Source organism: Geodermatophilus sp. SYSU D00815, from assembly GCF_054050035.1.
The window spans coordinates 1-22,978 of record NZ_JBJGYO010000027.1; the positions used below are offsets into that span (position 1 = coordinate 1).

Here is a 22,978-nt window from a genome sequence, read left to right on the forward strand (position 1 = left end):
CCCCCCCCCCCCCCCCCCCCCCCCCCCCCCCCCCCCCCACCCCCCCCCCCCCCCCCCCCCCCCCCCCCCCCCCCCCCCCCCCCCCCCCCCCCCCCCCCCCCCCCCCCCCCCCCCCCCCGTATTCCGCTGGCACGGGCTGGGAGACTGGGCCCGTGCTGTTGCGGATGTCCTCCTTGTTCCTGCGCACGCTGCGCGACGACCCGGCCGACGCCGAGGTGCCGAGCCACAGGCTGCTCGTGCGGGCCGGCTACATCCGCCGCGCCGCCCCCGGCGGCTTCACCTGGCTGCCACTGGGCTACCGGGTCTTCCGCAACGTCGAGCGGGTGATCCGCGAGGAGATGGACGCCATGGGCGCCCAGGAGGTGCACTTCCCGGCCCTCCTGCCGCGCGAGCCCTACGAGGCGACCGGCCGCTGGACCGAGTACGGCGACAGCCTGTTCCGGCTCAAGGACAGGCGCGACGCCGACTACCTGCTCGGCCCGACGCACGAGGAGATGTTCACGCTCCTGGTGAAGGACCTGTACTCGTCGTACAAGGACCTGCCGCTGTCGCTGTACCAGATCCAGACCAAGTTCCGGGACGAGGCGCGGCCCCGGGCGGGCCTGATGCGCGGCCGCGAGTTCACGATGAAGGACAGCTACTCCTTCGACGTCGACGACGCCGGGCTCGAGGCCTCCTACACCGCGCACCGCGACGCCTACATCCGCATCTTCGACCGGCTCGGCCTCGAGTACGTCGTCGTCTCGGCGATGTCCGGGGCGATGGGCGGGTCGAAGAGCGAGGAGTTCCTGCACCCGACCGAGATCGGCGAGGACACCTTCGTCCGCTCCCCGGGCGGCTACGCGGCCAACGTGGAGGCGGTGCGCACCGTCGTCCCCGACCCGGTCCCGCTCGACGGGCTGCCGGCCGCGCACGTCGAGGACACCCCCGACACCCCCACCATCGAGACCCTGGTCGCGGTGGCCCGGCAGCTGTTCCCCGACGAGGGCTACACGGCGGCCTCGACGCTGAAGAACGTCGTGGTCACCCTCGTGCACCCGGACGGCGTCCGCGAGCCGCTGGTGGTCGGCGTCCCCGGCGACCGCGAGGTCGACGCCAAGCGGCTGGAGGCGCAGGTCTCGCCGGCCGAGGTGGAGCCGTTCACCGACTTCGAGGAGCACCCGGCGCTGGTCAAGGGCTACATCGGCCCCGAGGTGCTGGGCAAGGACAGCCCGACCGCCATCCGCTACCTGGTCGACCCGCGGGTCGTGCCCGGCACCCGGTGGATCACCGGCGCCAACGAGGCCGGCAAGCACGTCTTCGACCTGGTCGCCGGCCGCGACTTCACCTGGGACGGCGTCATCGAGGCCGCCGAGGTGCTCCCCGGCGACCCGGCGCCGGACGGCTCGGGCCCGCTCGAGCTCGCCCGCGGGGTCGAGATCGGCCACATCTTCCAGCTCGGCCGCAAGTACGCCGACGCCCTCGGCCTGCAGGTGCTCGACGAGAACGGCAAGCTCGTCACGGTCACCATGGGCTCCTACGGCATCGGGGTCTCCCGTGCCGTCGCCGCGATCGCCGAGTCCACGCACGACGAGCTCGGCCTGTGCTGGCCGCGGGAGGTCGCGCCCGCCGACGTGCACCTCGTCGCCACGGGCAAGGACGCCGCGGTCTTCGAGGCCGCCGAGGCGCTGGCCGGTGAGCTGGTCGGCGCCGGCCTCACGGTGCTCTACGACGACCGGCCCAAGGTCAGCCCGGGGGTGAAGTTCAAGGACGCCGAGCTGCTCGGCATGCCGACCATCGTCACCGTGGGCCGCGGCCTGGCCGACGGCGTGGTCGAGCTGCGCGACCGCACGAGCGGGGAGCGCCAGGAGGTGCCGGTCGGCGAGGCCGCCGCGCGGGTGCTTGCCGCCGTCCGGGGCTAGTCGCCGTCCGCGGGGCCGCCGAAGTCGTCGAGCACCCGCTCGAAGGGTGTGGGGTGCACGGCGACGTCGCCGGCGAACGGGTAGTTGAACCCGACCGCGACGAACAGGAGGCCACCGATCAGCACCGAGAGGCTGCCCACCATCACCACGTGCAGCTCGGCGCGCTCCAGGCCGAACAGCAGCGCGAAGCCGACGGTGACCAGTGCCCCCACGACCAGCGCGATCCACAGGCTCGCGGGGATGCCGCCCTCGACGAAGTCCAGCCGCTGGCTGCGCAGGCTCACGAGGTCGTTCAGCCGCTCCACCTCCGCGCCCACGAACGCCTGCTCCGCGGGCGTGGTGACGGTCGTGCCGGCGAGCGCGTCGGCCATCTCCTGCAGGATGTCGCGGGCCATGCCGGCTTCCCGGCGCTCCTGGTCCCGGGCGCCCGGGCCCGCGTCGCGGTCGAGGTCAGGGTCGCACTCCCCGCCGGGCGCGGGAACCCGATCCGGTGCCGGCTCCCCGCGCCGCGGCGCCCGGGCGGGTGGGCAGCCGGCCCCACGAGCCCTCGGCCCGGCCGGGACCGGGCACCCACGACCCCGCGTGGCGGAGCCGACCCGAGCTGGCCGTGAAGGGTTCCGCCGGCATCTGGCATGATGGACGGTCGAACACGGCGGTGGGCGGCCCTCTCACCGTTGCCGGCCGTGTCCCTGGCTCCGCCACCGGCGTACCCCCACACGTCGCGTCCGGCGAGCACCGACACTGCGTTCGAGGAGTACACCACCCACCGTGGCCACCAAGATCAAGCTCATGCGCCTGGGCAAGATGCGCGCGCCGTACTACCGCATCGTCGTCGCCGACGCCCGTACCAAGCGCGACGGCCGCTCGATCGAGACGATCGGCAAGTACCACCCGAAGGAGGACCCCTCCTTCATCGAGGTCGACAGCGAGCGCGCCCAGTACTGGCTGGGCGTCGGCGCCCAGCCGACCGAGGCCGTGGCGGCCATCCTCCGGGTCACCGGCGACTGGCAGAAGTTCAAGGGCGAGCCGGCCCCGGCCCCGATGAAGGTCGCCGAGCCCAAGCCGGACAAGAAGGCGCTCTACGAGGCCGCCGTCAAGGCCGCCGGTGGAGAGGAGCCCGCCGCGGGCGCCACCACGCCGAAGAAGAAGGCCGCCCCGAAGAACGCCGACGCGCCGGCCGACACCGTCGCCGAGGCCGCGGCCGCCGGCGGCGAGGGCCCGGCCTCCGGCGGGCCGGCTGCGACGCCCGCCGAGTAAGACGTGCTCGAAGAAGCGCTCGAGCACCTGGTCAAGGGCATCGTCGACCACCCCGACGACGTCACCGTCGACCTGCTCACCAGCCGCCGCGGCAAGACCCTCGAGGTCCGGGTGCACCCCGACGACCTCGGCAAGGTCATCGGCCGCGGCGGGCGCACCGCCAAGGCGCTGCGCCAGGTCATGACCGGCGTGGGCGGCCGCGGCCTGCGGGTCGACGTCGTCGACACCGACGGACGCTGAGCTCACTCCTCTGAGCACTCTACCCGGCACCCCGGACACCGTGGTCGTCGGCCGCATCGGCCGGCCCCACGGTGTCCGGGGTGAGGTGACCCTGGAGGTCCGCACCGACGACCCCGACCTGCGTTTCACCCCCGGGGCCGTCCTGCGCACCGATCCCGCGTCGCGCGGCCCGCTGACCGTCGCCCGCGCCCGCTGGCACCGCGAGGTCCTGCTGCTCACCCTCGAGGGTGTCGAGAGCCGCGAGGGCGCCGAGGAGCTGCGCGACACCCTCCTGCTCGTCGACGTGGCCGCGCTGCCGGCGCTGGACGACCCCGACGACTTCTACGACCACCAGCTGGTCGGCCTGACCGCCCGGCTGACCGACGACTCCGTGCTGGGCGAGGTCGCGGCGGTGCGCCACGAGGGCGCCGACCTGCTGGTCGTGCGCCGGCCCGACGGCGGCGAGGTGCTGATCCCCTTCGCCAAGGCGATCGTGCCCACCGTCGACCTCGCGGCCGGGCACGTCGTGGTCGACCCGCCCGAAGGCCTGCTGGAGCTCTGATGGGCCACCTGATGGGCCACCGCGTCGACGGCTTCCGGATCGATGTCGTCACGATCTTCCCCGAGTACCTGGCGCCGCTGCGCCAGTCCCTGCTCGGCAAGGCCGCCGAGCGCGGGCTGGTCAGCATCGCCGTCCACGACCTGCGGCGGTGGACCGACGACGTGCACCGCACCGTGGACGACGCCCCGTACGGCGGCGGCCCGGGCATGGTCATGCGGCCCGAGCCGTGGGGCCGGGCCCTCGACGAGGTGCGCCCGCCCGGCACCCGCCTGGTCGTGCCCACGCCGGCCGGCCGTCGGTTCACCCAGGCGATGGCCGCCGAGTGGGCGGCCGAGCCGGGCCTGGTCTTCGCCTGCGGCCGCTACGAGGGCATCGACCAGCGGGTCGCCGACTGGGCCGCGGGCGCCGGCCCGGTGTCCGAGGTCTCCCTGGGCGACTACGTGCTCGCCGGCGGCGAGTCCGCGGTGCTGGTGATGGTCGAGGCGGTCACCCGCCTGCTGCCGGGCGTCGTCGGCAACCGCGAGTCCGTCGAGCTCGACTCGCACGCCGACGGGCTGCTCGAGGGCCCCTCCTACACGCGGCCGGCGTCCTGGCGGGGCCTCGACGTCCCGCCGGTGCTGCTCTCCGGCGACCACGCGGCGATCGCTCGCTGGCGGCGCGCGGAGTCGCTGCGGCGCACCGCGGCCCGCCGTCCCGACCTGCTGGCCGCGCTGCCGGAGGACGCGCTCTCGGACGCCGACCGGGCGGTCCTCGAGGGTGGCTGACCGACCGCGGATCCGCGTCAGCGCGCGCGTCGTCCTGCTCGACCCGGCGGGCCGGGTCCTGCTGTTCGGCGCGCGGCTGGTCGACCTGAGCACCCCGCCCGGGCCGGTCCTGTACTGGTACACGCCCGGCGGCGAGGTGGAGCCGGGGGAGCCGGTGCGGCTGGCCGCGGCCCGGGAGCTCGCCGAGGAGATCGGTCTCGTCGTCGACCCGGCGGCCCTCGAGGGCCCGGTCTGGATCCGGCGCGTCGTCGTCCCGTTCCTGGGCGAGCTGATCGACGCGCGCGAGACCTACTTCGTCCTGCGCGACGTCGAGCACGAGGTGGACGTCAGCGGCCAGACCGAGCTGGAGGCGTACGAGGACCAGCCGTGGCGGTGGTGGCCCCTCGAGGACGTCGCCGCGAGCGGCGAGCGGTTCGCCCCGCGGGAGCTGGCCGCGGTGCTCCCCGAGCTGCTCGCCGGGCCCTGGACGGGGCCGCCGCGCGCCGTCGACTGAAGTTGTGGCACAGTAGAGAGCTGCTGCAGACGTCAGCGCCGCTGACGCGCGCTCTCCGCGAGAGCCGAGGCCCCCGGGAACGACCGCCGGGGCCGCGGGCTGTCCGGACCGGAACGAGCCACCGCTAGGACGACAGGACTGCTGAGATGAACACCCTGGACGCACTCGACGCCGACTCGCTGCGCGACGACATCCCCGAGTTCCGTCCCGGCGACACCGTCAAGGTGCACGTCCGCGTCGTCGAGGGCAACCGGTCGCGCATCCAGGTCTTCCAGGGCGTCGTCATCCGCCGTCAGGGCGGCGGCATCCGCGAGTCGTTCACCGTGCGCAAGGTGAGCTTCGGCGTGGGCGTCGAGCGCACCTTCCCGGTGCACACCCCGGTCGTCGAGAAGATCGAGGTCGTCACCCGCGGTGACGTCCGCCGGGCGAAGCTGTACTACCTCCGCGAGCTGCGCGGCAAGGCCGCCAAGATCAAGGAGAAGCGCGAGCCGGTCGCCCGCTGACCGCACGCACCGACATGTCGCGCCCGGGTCGCCCCGGGCTGCCCACGGCGGGTCCCGCCCGGCCGTACGCTGGTCCCCGATGAGCAGCGATCGGCCCGCGGGGCCCGCCGACCGCGTACCGGGGGACGACGGCCTGCCCGGCTCCGGGGAGCCGGAGGTCACCGAGGAGCAGCGGCCGGCGCGCTCCCGGCGCCGTCACGGCGGGGCGCCGAAGAAGAAGGGCTCGCTGCTGCGCGAGCTGCCGGTGCTGCTGCTGATCGCCTTCGTCCTGGCCCTGCTGGTCAAGACGTTCTTCGTGCAGGCGTTCTTCATCCCCTCCGGGTCGATGGAGCGGACCCTGCACGGCTGCACCGGGTGCACCGGCGACCGCGTGCTGGTCAACAAGGTCCCGTACTGGTTCGGCGAGCCCGAGCCCGGTGACATCGTCGTGTTCGAGGGCCCCGACACCTGGTCGCCGGAGATCCAGGTCTCCGAGCCCGGCAACTGGTTCTCCGGCGCGCTGCTCTGGCTGGGGCGCTCGATCGGCGTCGCGCCGCCCAGCGAGGACGACTACGTCAAGCGGGTGATCGCCACCGGGGGCCAGACCGTCGCCTGCTGCGACCCGCAGGGCCGCGTCACGGTCGACGGCGAGCCGCTCGACGAGCCCTACATCTACGAGGACAACCCGCTGGAATCGCGCGCCTTCGGCCCGGTGACCGTGCCGGAGGGGCGGCTGTGGGTGATGGGTGACCACCGGTCGGCGTCGGCCGATTCGCGCACCCACGTCGGCGACGAGCACGCAGGCACGATCGCCGTCTCCGACGTCATCGGAAAGGCCGCGGTCATCGTGTGGCCGCTCGACCGGTTCGGGTTGCTCGATTCCCCCGACATCCAGGGCACCGAGGCCGCGGGCGCGCCCGGCGCCGTGGTGGCCCCCGAGGTCGTGGGCCTGGCCACCGTCGTGCCCTTCGCGATGTGGCGCCGCCGGCGCCGGAATCGCTGACACCATTTCCGGAATGCCGTTCCCCGTTGCGGATGGGACTCGAACCGCGCGGAACGGCCGGCCGGTATTGCTCGCAGAAAATTCTCGGAGAAAGTTAAAGCAACCGTTTCACCCTTCCGATGGAGGTGTTGGAACTTCCCGGAGTTGAAACGGAGTCAGTTGTGTCTGCACCCATGGCGAGCACCGCCCGCGGCGTGACCCGCGTGCTCCTCCTCGCCGACAGCCCCGTGCTGCGTCGCGGCCTGGTCAGCATGGTCAACGAGACCGCCGGCATGCAGGCCGTGGGCACCCCGGGCGAGCTGCGCCGGGCCCTGACCCTGGTCGAGACCGCCCGTCCCGACGCCGTCGTGGTGGAGCTGGGCTCGGGCAGGGCCGCGACCCTCAACGCCTGCCGGGACCTGCGCCGCCGCTTCCCCCGCGTGACCATCGTGGCGCTGGCCACCTCCGAGGACCCGGCCGTGGTGAACGAGGCGATCGCCGCCGGCGTCCGCGGCTACCTGCTGCTCAACACCTCGCCGACCCTGCTCGGCTGGGCGATCCTGGCCGCCCGTGCCGGGCGCACCGTCGTCGACCCGCAGATCCGCCGGGTCGAGCCGTCGGCCGCGCCGGTGGGCAAGCCGTTCGTCCCCGAGGTGCCGCTGACCCGCCGCGAGCAGGACGTGCTCGACGAGCTCATCCAGGGCCAGTCCAACCGCCAGATCGGCCGCAACCTGTTCATCAGCGAAGACACGGTCAAGAGCCACGTGAAGGCGATCCTGCGCAAGCTGGGTGCCCGCGACCGCGCCCACGCGGTGTCGCTGGTCCTCTCCTCGCGGGGCGGCGGCGCGGGCGCCTGCACGTGCGGCGCGCACCCGCTGACCCCGGCCGACGCGGAGGCCTGACCCCCCGCTCCGCAGCCCCGGACCGTCCGCCTCCTCGGCGGTCCGACCGGCCCGGGCCGGTCCCCTCCGACGGGGACCGGCCCGAGCCATGTCCGGACGCCCTCGCGTCGGTCCCCCGTCGTAGGGTCGGACGGCGATGGCTCTGCTTCCTCCCCCCGCCCGCTCCGCTTCCCCCGAGCAGCCGGCCGACGAGCGTGCCGACGCGCTGTGGGACATGGAACGCCGCCTGCGCCGCCGCGGCTTCGCCGCGATCGCCGGCGCCGACGAGGCCGGCCGCGGCGCCTGCGCCGGGCCGCTGGTGGCCGCCGCCTGCATCCTCCCCGCGGGCCGGCGCGGCCGCGTGCCCGGGCTGGCCGACTCCAAGCTGCTCACCGCCGCCGCGCGCGAGCGGGTCCACGCCGAGGTGGTCGACCGCGCCGTGGCGTGGTCGGTCGTCGTCATCCCGGTCGAGGACCTCGACGCCCGCGGGATGCACGTCACCAACCTCGAGGCGCTGCGCCGTGCCGTCTGCGCCCTCGACCCGTCCCCGGACTACGTGCTCACCGACGGCTTCCCGGTACCGGGGCTGGCCGCGCCCACCCTCGCCGTCTGGAAGGGCGACCGGGTGGCCGCGTGCGTGGCCGCCGCCTCGGTGCTGGCCAAGGTCACCCGCGACCGGATCATGCTCGAACTGCACGACCGCTGGCCCGAGTACGACTTCGCCGGGCACAAGGGCTACATCACCGACGTCCACAGCGCCGCCCTCGAGCGCCACGGGCCCTGCCCGGAGCACCGGATGCGCTTCGTCAACGTGGCCCGGGCCCGCGATGCCCACCGCGCCGCCGACCGCGCCGCCCACCTCGCCACCCACGCCGGTCGGGCCCTCCAGCTGACCGGTTCCGGCGCGATGGTCGAGAATGGGTCCATGCGTCCGGTCGGAGACCTGCGATGAGCACCGAGGATCTCGAGAAGTACGAGACCGAGATGGAGCTGCAGCTCTATCGCGAGTACCGGGACATCGTGCGCCAGTTCACCTACGTGGTGGAGACCGAGCGCCGCTTCTACCTGGCCAACGCGGTGGACCTGCAGGTCCGGGAGGCCGGCGGCGAGGTCTTCTTCGAGCTCAAGCTCAGCGACGCCTGGGTGTGGGACATGTACCGGCCGGCCCGGTTCGTGCGCAACGTGCGCGTGCTGACGTTCAAGGACGTCAACGTCGAGGAGCTGGACAAGCCCGACCTCGAGCTGCCCTCGTCCTAGCCCGTCCACAGCCGGGGGGCGGATCCACAGACCGCGCCGGACGGCTGACCGCGGGCCGCCGGCGGGCGAGGGTCGAGGGGTGTCCACCACCTCGGACCTGGGGGTCCACGGCGAGCGGGTCGCCGCCGCCTACCTGACCGACGCCGGCCTGCGCGTGCTCGCCCGCAACTGGCGCTGCCGCGAGGGCGAGCTCGACATCGTGGCCCGCGAGGGCGACGCGCTGGTGTTCTGCGAGGTGAAGACCCGGCGCGGCACCGGCTTCGGCCACCCCGTCGAGGCGGTGACCCCGGTGAAGCAGCGGCGGCTGCGCACCCTCGCGCAGCGCTGGCTGGCCGCGCACGACGAGCACGCCCCGGAGCTCCGCTTCGACGTCGTCGGCGTGCTGGTCCGCCCGGACCGCCCGGCGCTGGTCACCCACCTGCGGGGAGCGTTCTCGTGACGCTGGCGCGCACGTGGTCGGTCGGGCTGGTCGGTGTCCACGGGGCGCTGGTCGAGATCGAGGTCGACATGGCGCAGGGGTTCCCCCAGACGGTGCTGGTCGGGCTGCCGGACGCGGTGGTGCGGCAGTCGGTCGACCGGGTGCGCGCGGCGATCACCAACGCGGGGGCCAGCTGGCCGCAGCGGCGGATCACCATCGGGCTGTCCCCGGCGTCGATGCCCAAGCAGGGCAGCGGCTTCGACCTCGCGCTGGCCGCCGCGCTGCTCGCGGCGGCGGGCACCGTGCCGGCCGCCGCGGTCGAGGACCTGGTGCTGCTCGGCGAGCTCGGGCTGGACGGGTCGGTGCGCGGCATCCGCGGCGTCCTCCCCGCCGTCCTGGCCGCCGCCCGGGCGGGGCACCGGCGGGTCGTGGTGCCGCCGGCCAACGCCGACGAGGCCGCGCTGGTCGCCGGCGCCGAGGTCCTCGCCGCACCCACGCTGGCCGCGCTCGTCGACCACCTGACCGGCGGGGACCGGCTGGTCCCGCACGCGCGCGGTGCCGTGCCGGCGGCCCGGCCCGGGCCGGACCTCGCCGACGTCGTCGGCCAGACCGCGGGACGGCGGGCCGTCGAGGTCGCCGCGGCCGGCGGGCACCACCTGTTCCTGACCGGTCCGCCGGGGGCGGGCAAGACGATGCTGGCCGAGCGGCTGCCCGGGCTGCTCCCGCCGCTGGACGACGACGCCGCGCTCGAGGTCACCGCGATCCACTCGATCGCCGGCACGCTGCCGTCGGGGGCGCCGCTGATCACCCGGCCGGCGTTCGAGTCGCCGCACCACTCCGCGACCCTCGCCTCCCTCGTGGGCGGCGGCTCGGGCCAGATCCGGCCGGGCGCCGTCTGCCGCGCCCACCGCGGCGTGCTGTTCCTCGACGAGGCGCCGGAGTTCCCGCGGGCGGTGCTCGACACCCTGCGCCAGCCCCTCGAACGGGGCTCGGTGACCATCCAGCGGGTCGGGGGCTCCGCGACCTTCCCGTGCCGCGCCCAGCTGGTGCTGGCGGCCAACCCCTGCCCCTGCGCCAGCGCCGCCGGCGACGCCGCCTGCACCTGCAGCCCGGTGGAGCGGCGCCGCTACCAGTCGCGGCTGTCCGGGCCGCTGCTCGACCGCATCGACCTGCGGGTCGACCTCCCGCCGGTCACCCGCGCGGCCTGGCTGGACGGGCTGGGGACGCCGGAGCCGACGGCCGCGGTGGCCGCCCGGGTGGCGGCGGCGCGGGCGGCCGCGGCGGAGCGCCTGCGGGGGAGCGGCCTGGACCTCAACGCGAACGTGCCGGGGCGGCTGCTGCGGGAGCGGTGGACCGTCCCGCGGGCGTCGCTGGCGCTGGTCGAGCGGGCCCTGGAGCGCGGCGCGCTGTCCGTGCGCGGCTACGACCGGGTGCTGCGCGTCGCGTGGACGCTCGCCGACCTCGCCGGGCGGACGGTGCCGGGCGCCGACGACGTGGCGGAGGCCCTGGGCATGCGGCTGCAGCGGGCCGCGGCATGACGCTCGACCAGGACCTGGCCGAGGCCGCGGCGGCGCCGGGGGAGCGCACCCCCGGCCTGCTGCGGGCGCGGGCGTGGCTCAGCCGGGCGGTGGAGCCCGGCACGATCGACCTGTGGCGGTTCGTCGACCGGCACGGCCCGGTCGAGGCGGTGCGGCGGATCCGGGCACGGCAGGCGCCCCCGCGCGTGCTGGGGCTGCTGGGGGCGCGCGCCGAGCGGGACGACGGCCTCGACGACCTGCGCCGCGCCGAGCGCTGCGGCGCCCGCCTGGTCGTCCCCGAGGACGACGAGTGGCCGGCGTTCCCCCTGCACGCGCTCACGGTGGCCACCGCCGAGGAGCCCGACGATCCGAAGCGCCAGTCCGACCGCACCGTCGCCCTGGTGCCGCCGCTGGCGCTGTGGGTGCGCGGGCCGGGCCGGCTCGACGAGCTGGTCGACCGGTCGGTGGCCCTCGTGGGGTCCCGCGCGTGCACGGCCTACGGCGAGCACGTCGCCGGCGACCTGGGCCACCGGTTGGCGGAGCGGGGGTGGACGGTGGTCTCCGGCGGCGCCTTCGGGATCGACGCGGCCGCCCACCGCGGAGCCCTCGCCGCCGGCGGGCCGACGATCGCCGTGCTCGCCTGCGGGGTCGACCGGCCCTACCCCGCCGGCAACGGCGCCCTGCTGACCCGCATCGCCGACAGCGGGTCACTCGTCAGCGAGTGGCCACCGGGCGCGGCGCCGCACCAGCACCGGTTCCTGGTCCGCAACCGGATCATCGCCGCGCTCACCCGCGGCACGGTGGTGGTCGAGGCGGCGGCGCGCTCCGGGGCGATGGCCACGGCCAACCGGGCGAGGAAGCTCGGCAGGTCCGTCATGGCGGTGCCCGGGCCGGTGACGAGCGCGATGTCGGTCGGCTGCCACGAACTCCTGCGCGGCACCCCCGACGACCCGGCTGCGCGGCCGGTCGCCTCCGCGGCGCACGTGCTCGAGGAGGTGGGCGGGCTCGGCGTCGACCTGGCCCCGCCCGCCGAGCGCCGGGACGACGTCCGCGACGGCCTCTCCGACGTCGCGCGGCGGGTGCTCGACGCCTGCCCGGTCCGGGTCGGGGTGGCCCCCGAGCGGCTCGCGGCCGTCGCCGGCTGCGACGTGCTCGAGGTGCTGCGCGTGCTGCCCGCGCTGGAGCTCGCCGACCTGGTGCAGTGGACCGGCACGGGCTGGCGGCTCGCGCCGTCGCCGGAGGGCGCCCGGCGCCGCTGACGTCGCGCGGTCGGTCGTGGGCAACCGGACGGCGCGGCGCCTTGACCGTGGCGGCCGCGCCACGGACGGTTGCCGCCGTGGCGGCATCGACGGCAGAGCTGCGCGCCGGGCTGCCCCCGGCGCTGGCCGAGGCGCTGGACGGGTTCGAGGAGCACCTGCGCGCCGGCCGCGACCTGTCCGAGCACACCGTCCGCGGCTACCTGGGCGACGTCGTCCGCCTGCTGGACCACCTGGCGCGGCGCGGCGGGACGACCGCGGCCGACCTCGACCTCGCGTCGCTGCGCAGCTGGCTGGCGAAGGGCCGCACGACCGGGCACAGCCGGGCCACCACCGCCCGCTCCGCCGCGGCCGCCCGCTCCTTCACCGCCTGGCTGCGCCGCAGCGGCCGGACGACGGAGGACGTCGGCCTGCGGTTGGTGAGCCCCAAGGGGCACCGCACCCTGCCCGACGTCCTCGACCCGGTCCAGGCGCGGGCGGTGCTCGACACCGCCGCCGGCGCCGACGAGCCGGTCGCGCTGCGCGACGCCGTCGTCCTGGAGCTGCTCTACGCCAGCGGCATCCGGGTCAGCGAGCTGGTCGGGCTCGACGTCGACGACGTCGACCGCGGCCGGCGGCTGCTGCGCGTGCTGGGCAAGGGCCGCAAGGAACGCAGCGTCCCGTACGGCGTCCCGGCCGAGCGGGCGATCGAGGCCTGGCTCGTCCGGGGCCGGACCGCGCTGGCCACCGGCGAGTCCGGTCCGGCGCTGCTGCTCGGCGTCCGTGGTCGCCGGCTCGACCCGCGCGAGGCGCGGCGGGTGGTGCACGCCGCCGTCCAGGCCACCCCGGGCGCCCCGGACATCGGCCCGCACGGCCTGCGGCACTCGGCCGCGACGCACGTCCTGGAGGGCGGTGCCGACCTGCGCTCGGTCCAGGAGCTGCTCGGCCACGCTAGCCTCGCCACCACGCAGATCTACACGCACGTGACGGTCGAACGGCTCCGTGCGGTCCACGCGCAAGCGCACCCCAGGGCCTGAGAGGACGGTCGAGTGCGGCAAGTACGGGGAATCCTCCCGACCGAGGCGGGAGCAGATGCAGGACCGAGGAGCGCAGATCGTGCCTGAGGCGACCATCCACCGGCTGGACGAGCACAGCGAGGACGCCGACGCGGCCCTGGCCGATCTCTGGGCGCGCTACGTCGCCGACCGCTCCCCGGAGCTGCGGGACCGGCTGATCCTGCACTACGCCCCGCTGGTGAAGTACGTCGCCGGCCGGGTCGGCAGCGGCCTGCCCTCGCACGTCGAGCAGGCCGACCTCGTCTCCTACGGCACGTTCGGGCTGATCGACGCGATCACCCGTTACGAGCCGACCCGCGAGGTCAAGTTCGAGAGCTACGCGATGGCCCGCATCCGCGGCGCGATCATCGACGAGCTGCGCAGCACCGACTGGATCCCGCGGTCGGTGCGCATGAAGGCCCGCCAGTTCGAGCGGGCCGTCGCCGAGCTGGAGAGCCGGCTGCAGCGCACCCCGAGCGACGAGGAGGTCGCCGAGGAGATGGGGATGGAGGTCGAGGAGGTCCGCAAGTTCCTCGGCCAGCTCTCCCTGGTCAACGTCGTGGCGCTCGACGAGCTGCTCGTCGACGACGACGGCGGCGGCTCGCCCCGCCTCGTCGACACCCTCCAGGACTCCACCGCCCCCGACCCGCAGGCGCTGGCCGAGCACGGCGAGGCCCGTCAGCTGCTCGCCCGCGCCGTCGAGCAGCTGCCCGACCGCGAGAAGGTCGTGGTCAGCCTGTACTACTTCGAGGGGCTGACGCTGGCCGAGATCGGCCGGGTCCTCGGCGTCACCGAGAGCCGCATCTGCCAGCTGCACACCAAGGCCGTGCTGCACCTGCGCACCAAGCTCGCCGACATCGCCTGACCGGTCCTCCCGGACCCGAGGGACGATGGATCCCGAGCGCGACCGCCACCTCGACGCCGTCCTGATCGGCGGCCGCGAGCCCGTGACGGTGGTCGTCGCCGACCACGACCCCGACCGGCCCGTCCGGTTCGCCGGGGTGGCGGCCGGCCTGCGCGCGGCCCTCGGGGACCGTGCGCTGGGCGTCGAGCACATCGGCAGCACGTCGGTGCCGGGCCTGGCCGCCAAGCCGGTCGTCGACGTCCTCCTGGCCGTGGCCGACGTCGAGGACGAGGCGTCGTACGCGCCGGCGCTGGAGGGTGCCGGCTTCGCCCTGCGGGTGCGCGAGCCGGGACACCGGATGTGCCGCACGCCCGCCCGGGACGTGCACGTCCACGTCCACGAGCCCGACGACGCGGCGGTCGCCGACTACCTGGATCTGCGCGACTGGCTGCGCGTGGACGAGGCGGACCGGCTCCGGTACGAGGCCGTCAAGCGGGAGCTGGCCCGGCGGCCGTGGCCCGACATGAACCACTACGCGGACGCCAAGTCCGACGTGATCGCCGAGGCGCTCGACCGGGCACGGCGCTGGCGCGCCTCCGGGAGCGGGCACGGCGCCACCTAGGATCCCCCCGTTCGAGGACGGCGACGACGGGGGCCGGGGGCGCGATGGGGCTGAGGGACCGGCTCGGCGGCGGCACGCAGGTCGTGCCGGTGCCCCTGGCCGACGGCGAGACCGAGCTCGCCCGCGAGGTCGCCGCCGTGCACCCCGGCACGCTCTCCTCGATCCCCGGCGAGCTGCTGCTCACCAGCGCCCGGCTGGTCTTCGCGCCCGTGCAGGGCAGCCGGGCGCCGACCGTCAGCTGGCGCCTCACCGGGGGGCGGGGCCCGACGCGGGCCGCCGACGCCCTCGCCGCGGTGCGCGCCGGCGACCGTCCCGGGCTGATGCGCCCGCCCACGCTCGTCGTCACCACCGGCGACGGCACGACGTGGGAGATCGGGATCCTCGCCGGGCGCCGCAAGCCCAACCGCTCACCGGACAACGCCACCGCCCGCGACCGCATGGTCGAGGCCATCCAGGGGCGCCTGGCCGGCTGAGGCCCGGCGTCAGCCCGGCTCGGACGTGGACCCGGGCCGGGTGGGCTCGCGGGCACCGATCACCGCGCCGACGAGCCCGCAGACCAGCACGCCCGCGGCGAGCACCCACTCGCCGGGGGTGTCCGGCGGCCGGTCCACGTCCGGCGGCGTCACGCCGACCGTCGCGTCGAGCCCGGCGAGCGCCAGGACGGCGAGCAGCGCGAACACCGCGGCGCCGATGCCCGCGCCGCAGACCACGCCGACGACGCACATGACGCGGTACTCGATCCGGTCGCCCCGCGTGGGCTCCGCCATCCCCGCCTCCCGTCCCAGACGCCGGCGGACCCTAGCCGTGCCACCGCCGGCGCAGCCAGGCCTCCAGCGGCGAGGTGAGGAACAGCAGGAACATCGCCCAGTAGCTCACCGCGGGCACCGCCGTCCCCACCACCAGCGCGACCACGAGCAGGCCGGTCGTGGCCAGCCCGGCGCGCGGCGGTTCGACGGGCCCCGCGTCACCGCGGCGCAGCGCGGGACGGCGCCACAGCAGCACCGACATCCCCGACAGGCAGGCCGAGCTCACGGTGATGCAGCCGATGTAGAGCACCACCGACAGGCGTTCGGGCCCGTACTCGCTGCTGACCACCTGCGTCACGAACGGCAGCAGCACGATCGTGAGGATCCACAGCAGGTTCAGCAGCAGGAACGCCCGGTCGTAGGCGCCGACCGACTCGACCAGCCGGTGGTGCGCCAGCCACAGCTGCGCGATGACGGCGAAGCTGAGGAAGAACGCGCCGAACTCGGGCGCCTCCGCGGCCAGTGCCGCGCCGAGGTCGGCCTCCTGCCCGTCCCCGGCGAACAGCTCCGCCAGGGGCAGCACCAGCAGCGTGATCGCGATGGCCACGACCGCGTCCAGGAAGGTGACGAACCTGTCGAGCCCGCGTTCGGTGCGCACCCGCGCAGGCTAGGGACTCCCGACCCACGGCAGGAGGCGCACGCGCACGGGGCGCAGCAGGGCCAGCGGGTCGAGGTAGGTCTCCGCGCGGCGCACACCCCAGTGCAGGCAGGCGTCCGCGGGGCAGCCCCCGTGCCCGCCCAGCAGCGTGCCGATCGGCGACCCGCGGGCGACCGCCTGCCCCGCGGCGACCGAGGGGTCGACCGGCTCGTAGGTCGTGCGCAGCCCGCCCGGGTGGTCGACGCTGACCACCGGCCGCCCGGCCACCGTCCCGGCGAACGCGACCACGCCGTCCCCGGCCGCGAGCACCGCCGCACCGGGCGCGGCTCCGAGGTCCACGCCGCGGTGACCGGCGCCGTAGGGCCCGTCCGGCGGCTCGAACGGCCGGGTCACCGGGGGCGGCCCCGGCAGCGGCCACGACCACACCGCGCCGGGGACGGCCGGCTCGGGGGCGGCCGCCGCCGGGGCGGGCGCGAGCAGGGCCAGGCACAGGACGGCGACGAGCAGGGAGCGCACCGGGCCACCCTGCGCCGCGGGCGGCGCCGCCGGCCCGCTCCGGCGGCGGTCTGTGGACGGCTCCGGAGCGCGGGGAGACCCGTCCCGCACGGCGGGTATGCTTGCCGTGCGATCCGTCTGCGACGGGTCGACTTCGCGCGTTCTCCCTCCCGCCGCACGGCGGGGCAGTCGCCACCTCGGTCCCGAGCGAGGGCCCCCTGCGGGGCAACCGCCGGGGGAGTGGCGCTGCGGAACGCCAGGGCGGCGCACCACCCGGTGCCCGCGTCAACCGAGGAGCGCGGTCCCGCGGACCGCGCGCAGACAGAAGGGCTGCACGGCATGGCAGTCGTCAGCATGAAGCAGCTGCTCGACAGCGGCGTCCACTTCGGGCACCAGACCCGCCGCTGGAACCCGAAGATGAAGCGCTTCATCTTCACCGAGCGCAACGGCATCTACATCATCGACCTGCAGCAGACGCTCGGGTACATCGACAACGCCTACGAGTTCGTCAAGCAGACCGTGGCCCACGGCGGCACGATCCTGTTCGTCGGCACCAAGCGCCAGGCGCAGGAGGTCGTCGCCGAGCAGGCCCAGCGGGTCGGCATGCCCTACGTCAACCAGCGCTGGCTGGGCGGCATGCTCACCAACTTCTCCACCGTCCACAAGCGGCTGCAGCGCCTCAAGGAGCTCGAGGACATGGAGCAGACCGGCGTCATGGCCGGCCTGTCCAAGAAGGAGCAGCTGGGCCTGACCCGCGAGAAGGCCAAGCTGGAGCGCTCCCTCGGCGGTATCCGCGACATGCAGAAGGTGCCCAGCGCCATCTGGATCGTCGACACCAAGAAGGAGCACATCGCCGTCGGTGAGGCCCGCAAGCTGGGCATCCCGGTCGTGGCGATCCTCGACACCAACTGCGACCCCGACGAGGTCGACTACAAGATCCCGGGCAACGACGACGCGATCCGCAGCATCACGGTGCTCACCCGCGTGGTCGCCGACGCCGTCGCCGAGGGCCTCATGGCCCGGTCCGCGCAGCAGGCCAACGCCGGCCGCGAGGACGGCGGCGAGCCGGTCATCGGTGGCGACGAGCCGCTGGCCGACTGGGAGCGCGAGCTGCTGACCGGCCAGCAGGAGGGCGCCACCCCGCTGCCGGAGACCCCGGCCGAGCCGCCGGCGGTCACCGCCGAGCAGGTCGCCCCGGTCGAGGGCGTCCCCGCCACCGGCAGCACCGAGACGGGCACCCAGGGCGCCCAGAACGGCTGACGCCGCGCCGTCCACCTTCCGAACCGCAACTTTCGAGGGAAGAGACATGCCTGCCTTCACCGCCGCCGACGTCAAGCGTCTCCGTGACGCCACCGGCGCCGGCATGATGGACGCCAAGAAGGCCCTGACCGAGGCCGACGGCGAGTACGACAAGGCCGTCGAGCTCCTGCGCATCAAGGGTGCCAAGGACGTCGGCAAGCGCCTCGAGCGCTCCACCACCAACGGCGTCGTCGTCAGCAAGGACGGCGCGCTGCTGGAGCTGGACTGCGAGACCGACTTCGTCGCGAAGAACGCCGACTTCGTCAAGCTGGCCGAGCGCCTGCTCGACATCGCGGTCGCGAACGAGCCGGCCGACGTCGCCGCGCTGCTGGCCACCGAGGTCGACGGCCAGACCGTCGAGAAGCTGATCGAGGCCGAGTCGGCCCGCATCGGCGAGAAGCTGGTCCTCTCGCGCTTCGCCGTCTTCGACGGCCCGACCGCGGTCTACCTGCACAAGCGGGCCACCGACCTGCCCCCGGCCATCGGTGTCGCCGTGCAGTACAGCGGCGGCAGCGAGGAGGCCGCGCGCAGCCTGGCGATGCACATCGCGGCCGCGCGCCCGCGCTTCCTCACCCGCGACGAGGTCCCGGCCGAGGCCGTCGAGACCGAGCGCCGCGTCGCCGAGCAGACGGCCAAGGAGGAGGGCAAGCCGGAGCAGGCGATCGTCAAGATCGTCGAGGGCCGGGTGAACGCCTACTACAAGGACTTCGTCCTGCTCGAGCAGCCGTCGATCACCGAGCCGAAGCGCACGGTCAAGCAGATCCTGGACGAGGCCGGCCTCACGGTCGACCGCTTCGTCCGCTTCGAGGTCGGCCAGGCCTGAGAAAGGACCCCGGTGCCCCCCACCGCTCGCACGCTCGCGGCGGGCCCCTGCACCGGGGCCACCCACCGGCTCCGTCCCCTCCGGGGACGGAGCCGGTGGCGCGTCCGGGCCCGCTCCGGCGGGCCCACCCCCGCAGGAGTGCGGCAGGATCCACCCCAGCCCGACCGAGTGAGGATGAGCCGTTGACCGACATCGCCGACCGGGAAGCCCCGCTGTCCGCCCCCACCGCGTTCGCCCCCGCCGACGGCCAGGGCTACAAGCGCGTGCTGCTCAAGCTGTCCGGCGAGACCATGGGCGGCGGCAAGGTCGGCGTCGACCCGGCCGTCGTCAGCGGGATCGCCCGCCAGCTCGCCGAGGTGGTCGCGGGCGGCACCCAGGTCGCGGTCGTCATGGGCGGCGGCAACTTCTTCCGCGGGGCCGAGCTGTCCCAGGCGGGCATGGACCGCACGAAGGCCGACTACATGGGCATGCTCGGCACGGTCATGAACTGCCTGGCCCTGCAGGACTTCTGCGAGAAGGAGGGCCTGCAGACCCGCGTCCAGACGGCGATCACGATGGGGCAGGTGGCCGAGCCCTACATCCCGCGCAAGGCGATCCGGCACCTGGAGAAGGGCCGGCTGGTCATCTTCGGCGCCGGCGCCGGCATGCCGTACTTCTCCACCGACACCGTCGCCGCGCAGCGGGCGCTCGAGATCGAGTGCCAGGTGCTGCTGATGGGCAAGAACGGGGTGGACGGCGTCTACGACTCCGATCCGCGCACCAACCCGGATGCCCGCATGTACCACCAGCTGGAGTACGCGACCGTGCTGGCCGAGCAGCTCAAGGTGGCCGACGCGACGGCCATCAGCCTGTGCATGGACAACGCCATGCCGATCGTCGTGTTCAACCTGCTGCAGGACGGCAACATCGCGCGGGCGGTCGCAGGTGAGAAGATCGGGACGCTGATCAGCCAGCCCGCCTGAGCGGCCGGCCGGTCCAGCACCCGCAGACGAGACCCGGCGGTACGCCCCGCCGGCAGGAGGAGAGACCCGTGATCGACGACACCCTGCTCGACGCCGAGGAGCGGATGGACAAGGCCCTGTCGGTCGCGCGCGAGGACCTGGGCTCGGTGCGCACCGGTCGCGCCGCTCCGTCGATGTTCAACAAGATCCTGGTCGACTACTACGGTGCCCCGACGCCGGTGCCGCAGATGTCCTCGATCACCGTGCCCGAGGCCCGCATGGCGGTGATCAAGCCCTACGACAGCGGCCAGCTCGGGGCGATCGAGAAGGCGATCCGCGACAGCGACCTCGGCGTGAACCCGACCAACGACGGCCAGATCATCCGCGTGGTCTTCCCGCAGCTCACCGAGGAGCGCCGGCGCGACCTGGTGAAGATGGCCCGCTCGAAGGGCGAGGACGCCAAGGTCGCCATCCGCAACATCCGCCGCCGCTCCAAGGAGGAGCTCGACCGCATCGCCCGCGACGGCGAGGCCGGCGAGGACGAGGTGCGCCGCGCGGAGAAGGAGCTCGACGACCTCACCGCCCAGCACGTCCACCAGATCGACGAGGCGGTCAAGCACAAGGAGGCCGAGCTCCTCGAGGTCTGAGCCAGACCGGTCGTCCGCCATGACCCCCCCGCCCGCGCGCCGTCCCGGTCCGCTCGAACCGGGCACGGTCGAGCTGCCCGTGCTCCCAGCGGGGCGCGCGCCCGACCGGGCCCCCGACGACACCGGGCCGATCCCGGTCGCCGGCGCCCGCCCGGCGCCGCCGCCGGTGCCACCGGCCGCCCCGGTCGCGTCGCCCCCTCCGCCCGCGCCGCCGACGGACGACGGCACCGCCGAGCTGCCGGTCGCCGAGCAGGCGCCGACCCCGCCGTCACCCGGGCGGGCCGGGCGCAACCTCGGCGCCGCCATCTCGGTCGGCCTCGGCCTCGGTGCGGTCATCGTGGTCTCGCTGCTGGTCTACCGGCCGGCCTTCCTGCTGGTCGTCGGGGCGGCGGTGCTGGTCGGCGTCGTCGAGCTCACCCGCGCCCTGCAGGCCGGGGGCTTCCGCCCGCCGCTGGTGCCGGTCCTCGTCGGTGCGGTGGCGATGCTGGCGCTGGCCTGGACCCGCGGCCCCACCGGGCTCGTCGTCGGCTTCCTGCTCACGGTGCTCGCCGTCGTCCTGTGGCGGCTGGCCGACGGGCCGGGCGGCTACCTGCGGGACGCCGCCGCCGGCGTGCTGATGGCGCTGTACGTGCCGTTCCTCGCAGGCTTCGCCGTCCTGCTGCTCGTCCCCGACGACGGCGTCGCCCGCGTGCTGGTCTTCATCGGGACCGTCGTCTGCAGCGACGTCGGCGGGTACGCCGCCGGCGTGCTGTTCGGCAAGCACGCGATGGCGCCGTCGATCAGCCCGAAGAAGTCGTGGGAGGGGATGGCCGGCTCCATCGTGTTCTGCGTCGCCGTGGCCACGGCCGTGCTGACCCTCACCTTCCACGCGCCGTGGTGGACCGGGCTGGTCTTCGGCACGGCGCTCGCGGCGTCGGCCACCATCGGCGACCTGGGGGAGTCGCTGATCAAGCGCGACCTCGGCATCAAGGACATGGGGCACCTGCTGCCCGGCCACGGCGGGATCATGGACCGGCTGGACTCGCTGCTGCCCTCGGCCGCCGTGGCCTACCTGCTGCTGGCGGTCCTCGCCCCGGCCTGAGGCGCCGAGACGTCCCACGTGGACCCCAGCGGCGCGAAGCCGCGCCGGGCGTACCAGTGCCGCGGCCAGTCCTCGCCGGCCGCCTCGAGCACGACGAGGTCGCAGCCGGCCTCCGCGGCCAGGGTGACGATCCGCGCCAGGACGGCGTCGGCGTGGCCCCGGCCGCGCGCCGACCGGTCGGTGACCACCGACTCGACCGCCGCGGTCGCACCGTCCACCCGCAGCTGACCGGCGGCCACCACCCGGCCCGCCTCCCGGACCACGACGTCGGTGACGGCGACGACCGCGTCGTTGCGCGCCTCGCGGCCGATCAGCTGCGCGACGACCTCGTCCAGGCGGTCGCCCGGGCGCGCGAGCTCCTCCCGCCACGACCGGTCCCACAGCTCGTGCACCGCCGCCTGCGGCACCACCTCGGCGCGCTCGCCGCCCGGCAGCGGGGCGGCCGGGCGGGCCATGAGCACCAGCTCGTCGGCGGACCAGCCCCGCGCGGCGAGCGCCTGCGCGACCCGCGACGCACCGGCCCAGCGCAGGGTCGCCGCCCGGGCCGTCCACCCGGCGTCGCCGGCCACCTCCGCCGCGGTCGCCGCCACGGTGGCGGGGGCGACCGGGTCCGACAGCAGCAGGCGGTTGTCGTCGCGCGACCACGGGAAGCGGCCGTCGAGCACCGCCACGCCGCCGGGCACGTCGCGGACCTCGGCCGCCCGGCGCACCGCGAGCGACAGGTGCAGCGCCAGCGCCCGGGCGAGCGCGTCGTCCGGCCGGGGCAGCACCGGGGGAGCGGGCGGGCGCCAGGGCACCACGGCCACCACCGCGCCCACCGGCAGCGGTCCGTACAGGTGGGGGAAGCGCATCGCCGCGGGGTCGCCGGGCGCGCCGGGCTCCCACCGCACCGGGCCGGGCAGCCGCGCCGGGTCGACGACGAGCAGCGCGAGGTCGCGCCGTCCCGGGAACCACCGCTCGGCCGGCAGGTGCACCTGGTCCGGGGTGGAGAGGTGGACGAACCCCACCTCGGCCAGCGACGCGGGGCGCAGCGATCCCTCGCGCAGCGCCGCCCGCCAGGCGGCCGGCTCCACCAGGTGCACCAGGAGGTCGGCGGTCACCACGGCATCCTGCATGCCACCATCCCTGCCGTGAGGGGCGAGCTGCCGTGACGGACGAGGTCGGGCCGGGGCCCACGGAGTGGGGGACGGCGGTCGGTGTCGGCCCGTGGCCCGGACCGTGGCCCGAGGACCCGCGCTACGACCCCGACCTGCTCGCGCACGGGGACCGGCGCAACGTCGTCGACCGGTACCGCTACTGGACCGTCGAGGCGATCGTCGCCGACCTCGACGCCCGGCGGCACCCGTTCCACGTCGCCATCGAGAACTTCGGTCACGACCTGAACATCGGGACCGTGGTGCGGACGGCGAACGCGTTCCTGGCCGCGGAGGTGCACGTCGTGGGCCGGCGGCGCTGGAACCGCCGGGGAGCCATGGTGACCGACCGGTACCAGCACCTGCGCCACCACCCCGACGTCGCCGGGCTGGCCGCCCACGCCGCCGCCGAGGGGCTGGTCCTGGTGGCCGTCGACACCGGCCCGGGGGCCGTGCCGCTGGAGACGGCGGACCTGCCGCAGCGGTGCGTGCTGCTCTTCGGGCAGGAGGGCCCCGGCCTGACGCCCGAGGCGCGCGCGGCCGCCGCCCTGACCGTGTCGATCGCCCAGTTCGGCTCGACCCGGTCGATCAACGCCGGCGTCGCCGCCGGGATCGCGATGCACGCCTGGATCCGGCAGCACGCCGACCTCGGCGCGCCGCGCTGAC

The 22,978-nt window shown here is 75.2% G+C and carries 28 protein-coding genes and 1 pseudogene; 24 read left to right on the forward strand and 5 right to left on the reverse strand.

What is annotated here, in order from left to right; all coding sequences use genetic code 11:
* Nucleotides 1–152: 152 nt before the first annotated feature.
* The gene (locus ACI78S_RS21190; protein WP_456976952.1) at nucleotides 153–1,901 is read left to right on the forward strand and encodes a proline--tRNA ligase; all 1,749 of its coding nucleotides are present in this window, start codon (nucleotides 153–155) and stop codon (nucleotides 1,899–1,901) included.
* On the opposite strand, the pseudogene ACI78S_RS21195 reads toward ACI78S_RS21190, so the two are convergent.
* Nucleotides 1,898–2,323 (reverse strand): annotated as a pseudogene (locus ACI78S_RS21195) (bestrophin-like domain); the annotation flags it as partial. The gene ACI78S_RS21190 and the pseudogene ACI78S_RS21195 overlap by 4 nt on opposite strands.
* A gap of 346 nt (nucleotides 2,324–2,669) precedes the next feature.
* Here ACI78S_RS21195 and rpsP point away from each other — a divergent pair.
* The 17 genes from rpsP (at nucleotide 2,670) to ACI78S_RS21280 (ending at nucleotide 14,962) form a co-directional block, all read left to right on the forward strand.
* Nucleotides 2,670–3,158 carry a 30S ribosomal protein S16 gene (gene rpsP / locus ACI78S_RS21200; protein WP_456976953.1) on the forward strand — a complete coding sequence of 163 codons (489 nt, stop codon included), beginning with the start codon at nucleotides 2,670–2,672 and terminating at the stop codon, nucleotides 3,156–3,158.
* 3 nt (nucleotides 3,159–3,161) lie between these two features.
* A complete protein-coding gene (locus ACI78S_RS21205) occupies nucleotides 3,162–3,398 on the forward strand; it encodes an RNA-binding protein (protein WP_263551940.1) in 237 nt (78 codons plus the stop codon).
* A 40-nt stretch (nucleotides 3,399–3,438) separates the two neighbouring features.
* Nucleotides 3,439–3,939, forward strand: a complete 501-nt coding sequence (rimM, locus tag ACI78S_RS21210; RefSeq protein WP_456976954.1) for a ribosome maturation factor RimM — start codon at nucleotides 3,439–3,441, stop codon at nucleotides 3,937–3,939.
* Nucleotides 3,939–4,703, forward strand: coding sequence for a tRNA (guanosine(37)-N1)-methyltransferase TrmD (trmD, locus tag ACI78S_RS21215; protein WP_456976955.1), 765 nt, complete (start codon nucleotides 3,939–3,941; stop codon nucleotides 4,701–4,703). The genes rimM and trmD overlap by 1 nt, the downstream gene beginning before the upstream one ends.
* The gene (locus ACI78S_RS21220; RefSeq protein ID WP_456976956.1) at nucleotides 4,696–5,196 is read left to right on the forward strand and encodes an NUDIX hydrolase; all 501 of its coding nucleotides are present in this window, start codon (nucleotides 4,696–4,698) and stop codon (nucleotides 5,194–5,196) included. Before trmD ends, ACI78S_RS21220 begins: the two co-directional genes overlap by 8 nt.
* 146 nt (nucleotides 5,197–5,342) lie before the next feature.
* A complete protein-coding gene (rplS, locus tag ACI78S_RS21225; RefSeq protein WP_456976957.1) occupies nucleotides 5,343–5,699 on the forward strand; it encodes a 50S ribosomal protein L19 in 357 nt (118 codons plus the stop codon).
* Between the two features lie 79 nt (nucleotides 5,700–5,778).
* Entirely contained in the window at nucleotides 5,779–6,681 is a 903-nt protein-coding gene (gene lepB / locus ACI78S_RS21230; RefSeq protein WP_456976958.1) for a signal peptidase I, read from the forward strand.
* 173 nt (nucleotides 6,682–6,854) lie between these two features.
* A complete protein-coding gene (locus ACI78S_RS21235; RefSeq protein ID WP_456976959.1) occupies nucleotides 6,855–7,562 on the forward strand; it encodes a LuxR C-terminal-related transcriptional regulator in 708 nt (235 codons plus the stop codon).
* Nucleotides 7,563–7,698: 136 nt separating this feature from the next.
* Nucleotides 7,699–8,493: a ribonuclease HII gene (locus ACI78S_RS21240; protein ID WP_456976960.1), complete on the forward strand. Its 795-nt coding sequence runs from the start codon at nucleotides 7,699–7,701 to the stop codon at nucleotides 8,491–8,493.
* Nucleotides 8,490–8,798 (forward strand): DUF2469 domain-containing protein, encoded by a 309-nt coding sequence (locus tag ACI78S_RS21245; protein ID WP_456976961.1) that lies wholly within the window; start codon nucleotides 8,490–8,492, stop codon nucleotides 8,796–8,798. The genes ACI78S_RS21240 and ACI78S_RS21245 overlap by 4 nt, the downstream gene beginning before the upstream one ends.
* Before the next feature lie 79 nt (nucleotides 8,799–8,877).
* On the forward strand, nucleotides 8,878–9,237 hold the full coding sequence (locus ACI78S_RS21250) for a YraN family protein (protein ID WP_456976962.1): 360 nt from the start codon (nucleotides 8,878–8,880) through the stop codon (nucleotides 9,235–9,237).
* Nucleotides 9,234–10,754 (forward strand): YifB family Mg chelatase-like AAA ATPase, encoded by a 1,521-nt coding sequence (locus ACI78S_RS21255; protein ID WP_456976963.1) that lies wholly within the window; start codon nucleotides 9,234–9,236, stop codon nucleotides 10,752–10,754. The genes ACI78S_RS21250 and ACI78S_RS21255 overlap by 4 nt, the downstream gene beginning before the upstream one ends.
* Nucleotides 10,751–11,992: a DNA-processing protein DprA gene (dprA, locus tag ACI78S_RS21260; RefSeq protein WP_456976964.1), complete on the forward strand. Its 1,242-nt coding sequence runs from the start codon at nucleotides 10,751–10,753 to the stop codon at nucleotides 11,990–11,992. Before ACI78S_RS21255 ends, dprA begins: the two co-directional genes overlap by 4 nt.
* A gap of 77 nt (nucleotides 11,993–12,069) precedes the next feature.
* A complete protein-coding gene (locus ACI78S_RS21265) occupies nucleotides 12,070–13,005 on the forward strand; it encodes a tyrosine recombinase XerC (protein ID WP_456976965.1) in 936 nt (311 codons plus the stop codon).
* Nucleotides 13,006–13,084: 79 nt separating this feature from the next.
* On the forward strand, nucleotides 13,085–13,888 hold the full coding sequence (gene whiG, locus ACI78S_RS21270) for an RNA polymerase sigma factor WhiG (RefSeq protein WP_456976966.1): 804 nt from the start codon (nucleotides 13,085–13,087) through the stop codon (nucleotides 13,886–13,888).
* Between the two features lie 25 nt (nucleotides 13,889–13,913).
* Complete coding sequence (locus ACI78S_RS21275; RefSeq protein WP_456976967.1) at nucleotides 13,914–14,489, forward strand: GrpB family protein; 576 nt, start codon at nucleotides 13,914–13,916, stop codon at nucleotides 14,487–14,489.
* 44 nt (nucleotides 14,490–14,533) lie between these two features.
* The gene (locus tag ACI78S_RS21280) at nucleotides 14,534–14,962 is read left to right on the forward strand and encodes a hypothetical protein (protein WP_456976968.1); all 429 of its coding nucleotides are present in this window, start codon (nucleotides 14,534–14,536) and stop codon (nucleotides 14,960–14,962) included.
* Between the two features lie 9 nt (nucleotides 14,963–14,971).
* Here ACI78S_RS21280 and ACI78S_RS21285 read toward each other — a convergent pair whose 3' ends face one another.
* Genes ACI78S_RS21285 through ACI78S_RS21295 form a run of 3 tightly spaced genes read right to left on the reverse strand, consistent with a single transcriptional unit; the run spans nucleotide 14,972 to nucleotide 16,409 of the window.
* Complete coding sequence (locus tag ACI78S_RS21285; protein WP_456976969.1) at nucleotides 14,972–15,256, reverse strand: hypothetical protein; 285 nt, start codon at nucleotides 15,254–15,256, stop codon at nucleotides 14,972–14,974.
* Between the two features lie 31 nt (nucleotides 15,257–15,287).
* Nucleotides 15,288–15,893, reverse strand: coding sequence for a TMEM175 family protein (locus ACI78S_RS21290; protein WP_456976970.1), 606 nt, complete (start codon nucleotides 15,891–15,893; stop codon nucleotides 15,288–15,290).
* Nucleotides 15,894–15,902: 9 nt separating this feature from the next.
* A complete protein-coding gene (locus tag ACI78S_RS21295) occupies nucleotides 15,903–16,409 on the reverse strand; it encodes a murein hydrolase activator EnvC family protein (RefSeq protein WP_456976971.1) in 507 nt (168 codons plus the stop codon).
* A gap of 318 nt (nucleotides 16,410–16,727) precedes the next feature.
* On the opposite strand from ACI78S_RS21295, the gene rpsB reads away from it, so the two are divergent.
* The 5 genes from rpsB to ACI78S_RS21320 all read left to right on the forward strand — a co-directional run bounded on the left by rpsB (nucleotide 16,728) and on the right by ACI78S_RS21320 (nucleotide 21,179).
* Nucleotides 16,728–17,648, forward strand: a complete 921-nt coding sequence (rpsB, locus tag ACI78S_RS21300) for a 30S ribosomal protein S2 (RefSeq protein WP_456976972.1) — start codon at nucleotides 16,728–16,730, stop codon at nucleotides 17,646–17,648.
* 46 nt (nucleotides 17,649–17,694) lie between these two features.
* The gene (tsf, locus tag ACI78S_RS21305; RefSeq protein WP_456976973.1) at nucleotides 17,695–18,510 is read left to right on the forward strand and encodes a translation elongation factor Ts; all 816 of its coding nucleotides are present in this window, start codon (nucleotides 17,695–17,697) and stop codon (nucleotides 18,508–18,510) included.
* Between the two features lie 182 nt (nucleotides 18,511–18,692).
* Complete coding sequence (pyrH, locus tag ACI78S_RS21310) at nucleotides 18,693–19,472, forward strand: UMP kinase (protein WP_456976974.1); 780 nt, start codon at nucleotides 18,693–18,695, stop codon at nucleotides 19,470–19,472.
* Between the two features lie 68 nt (nucleotides 19,473–19,540).
* A complete protein-coding gene (gene frr, locus ACI78S_RS21315) occupies nucleotides 19,541–20,098 on the forward strand; it encodes a ribosome recycling factor (RefSeq protein WP_456976975.1) in 558 nt (185 codons plus the stop codon).
* Between the two features lie 19 nt (nucleotides 20,099–20,117).
* Nucleotides 20,118–21,179, forward strand: a complete 1,062-nt coding sequence (locus tag ACI78S_RS21320) for a phosphatidate cytidylyltransferase (protein WP_456976976.1) — start codon at nucleotides 20,118–20,120, stop codon at nucleotides 21,177–21,179.
* On the opposite strand, the gene ACI78S_RS21325 is transcribed toward ACI78S_RS21320, so the two are convergent.
* Nucleotides 21,146–22,294: a GNAT family N-acetyltransferase gene (locus ACI78S_RS21325; protein WP_456976977.1), complete on the reverse strand. Its 1,149-nt coding sequence runs from the start codon at nucleotides 22,292–22,294 to the stop codon at nucleotides 21,146–21,148. The two genes, ACI78S_RS21320 and ACI78S_RS21325, sit on opposite strands and share 34 nt — an antisense overlap.
* A gap of 32 nt (nucleotides 22,295–22,326) precedes the next feature.
* On the opposite strand from ACI78S_RS21325, the gene ACI78S_RS21330 reads away from it, so the two are divergent.
* Nucleotides 22,327–22,977, forward strand: coding sequence for a TrmH family RNA methyltransferase (locus ACI78S_RS21330; protein ID WP_456976978.1), 651 nt, complete (start codon nucleotides 22,327–22,329; stop codon nucleotides 22,975–22,977).
* Nucleotide 22,978 lies beyond the last annotated feature (1 nt).

Bases quoted from the DNA above. Each gene is read 5' to 3' on its own strand.
- trmD (WP_456976955.1), top strand. From the start codon at position 3,939: ATGGGCCACCTGATGGGCCACCGCGTCGACGGCTTCCGGATCGATGTC.
- rplS (WP_456976957.1), top strand. From the start codon at position 5,343: ATGAACACCCTGGACGCACTCGACGCCGACTCGCTGCGCGACGACATC.
- lepB (WP_456976958.1), top strand. From the start codon at position 5,779: ATGAGCAGCGATCGGCCCGCGGGGCCCGCCGACCGCGTACCGGGGGAC.
- ACI78S_RS21235 (WP_456976959.1), top strand. From the start codon at position 6,855: ATGGCGAGCACCGCCCGCGGCGTGACCCGCGTGCTCCTCCTCGCCGAC.
- ACI78S_RS21240 (WP_456976960.1), top strand. From the start codon at position 7,699: ATGGCTCTGCTTCCTCCCCCCGCCCGCTCCGCTTCCCCCGAGCAGCCG.
- ACI78S_RS21245 (WP_456976961.1), top strand. From the start codon at position 8,490: ATGAGCACCGAGGATCTCGAGAAGTACGAGACCGAGATGGAGCTGCAG.
- dprA (WP_456976964.1), top strand. From the start codon at position 10,751: ATGACGCTCGACCAGGACCTGGCCGAGGCCGCGGCGGCGCCGGGGGAG.
- ACI78S_RS21275 (WP_456976967.1), top strand. From the start codon at position 13,914: ATGGATCCCGAGCGCGACCGCCACCTCGACGCCGTCCTGATCGGCGGC.
- ACI78S_RS21280 (WP_456976968.1), top strand. From the start codon at position 14,534: ATGGGGCTGAGGGACCGGCTCGGCGGCGGCACGCAGGTCGTGCCGGTG.
- ACI78S_RS21285 (WP_456976969.1), bottom strand. From the start codon at position 15,256: ATGGCGGAGCCCACGCGGGGCGACCGGATCGAGTACCGCGTCATGTGC.
- rpsB (WP_456976972.1), top strand. From the start codon at position 16,728: ATGGCAGTCGTCAGCATGAAGCAGCTGCTCGACAGCGGCGTCCACTTC.
- tsf (WP_456976973.1), top strand. From the start codon at position 17,695: ATGCCTGCCTTCACCGCCGCCGACGTCAAGCGTCTCCGTGACGCCACC.
- ACI78S_RS21320 (WP_456976976.1), top strand. From the start codon at position 20,118: ATGACCCCCCCGCCCGCGCGCCGTCCCGGTCCGCTCGAACCGGGCACG.
- ACI78S_RS21325 (WP_456976977.1), bottom strand. From the start codon at position 22,294: ATGCAGGATGCCGTGGTGACCGCCGACCTCCTGGTGCACCTGGTGGAG.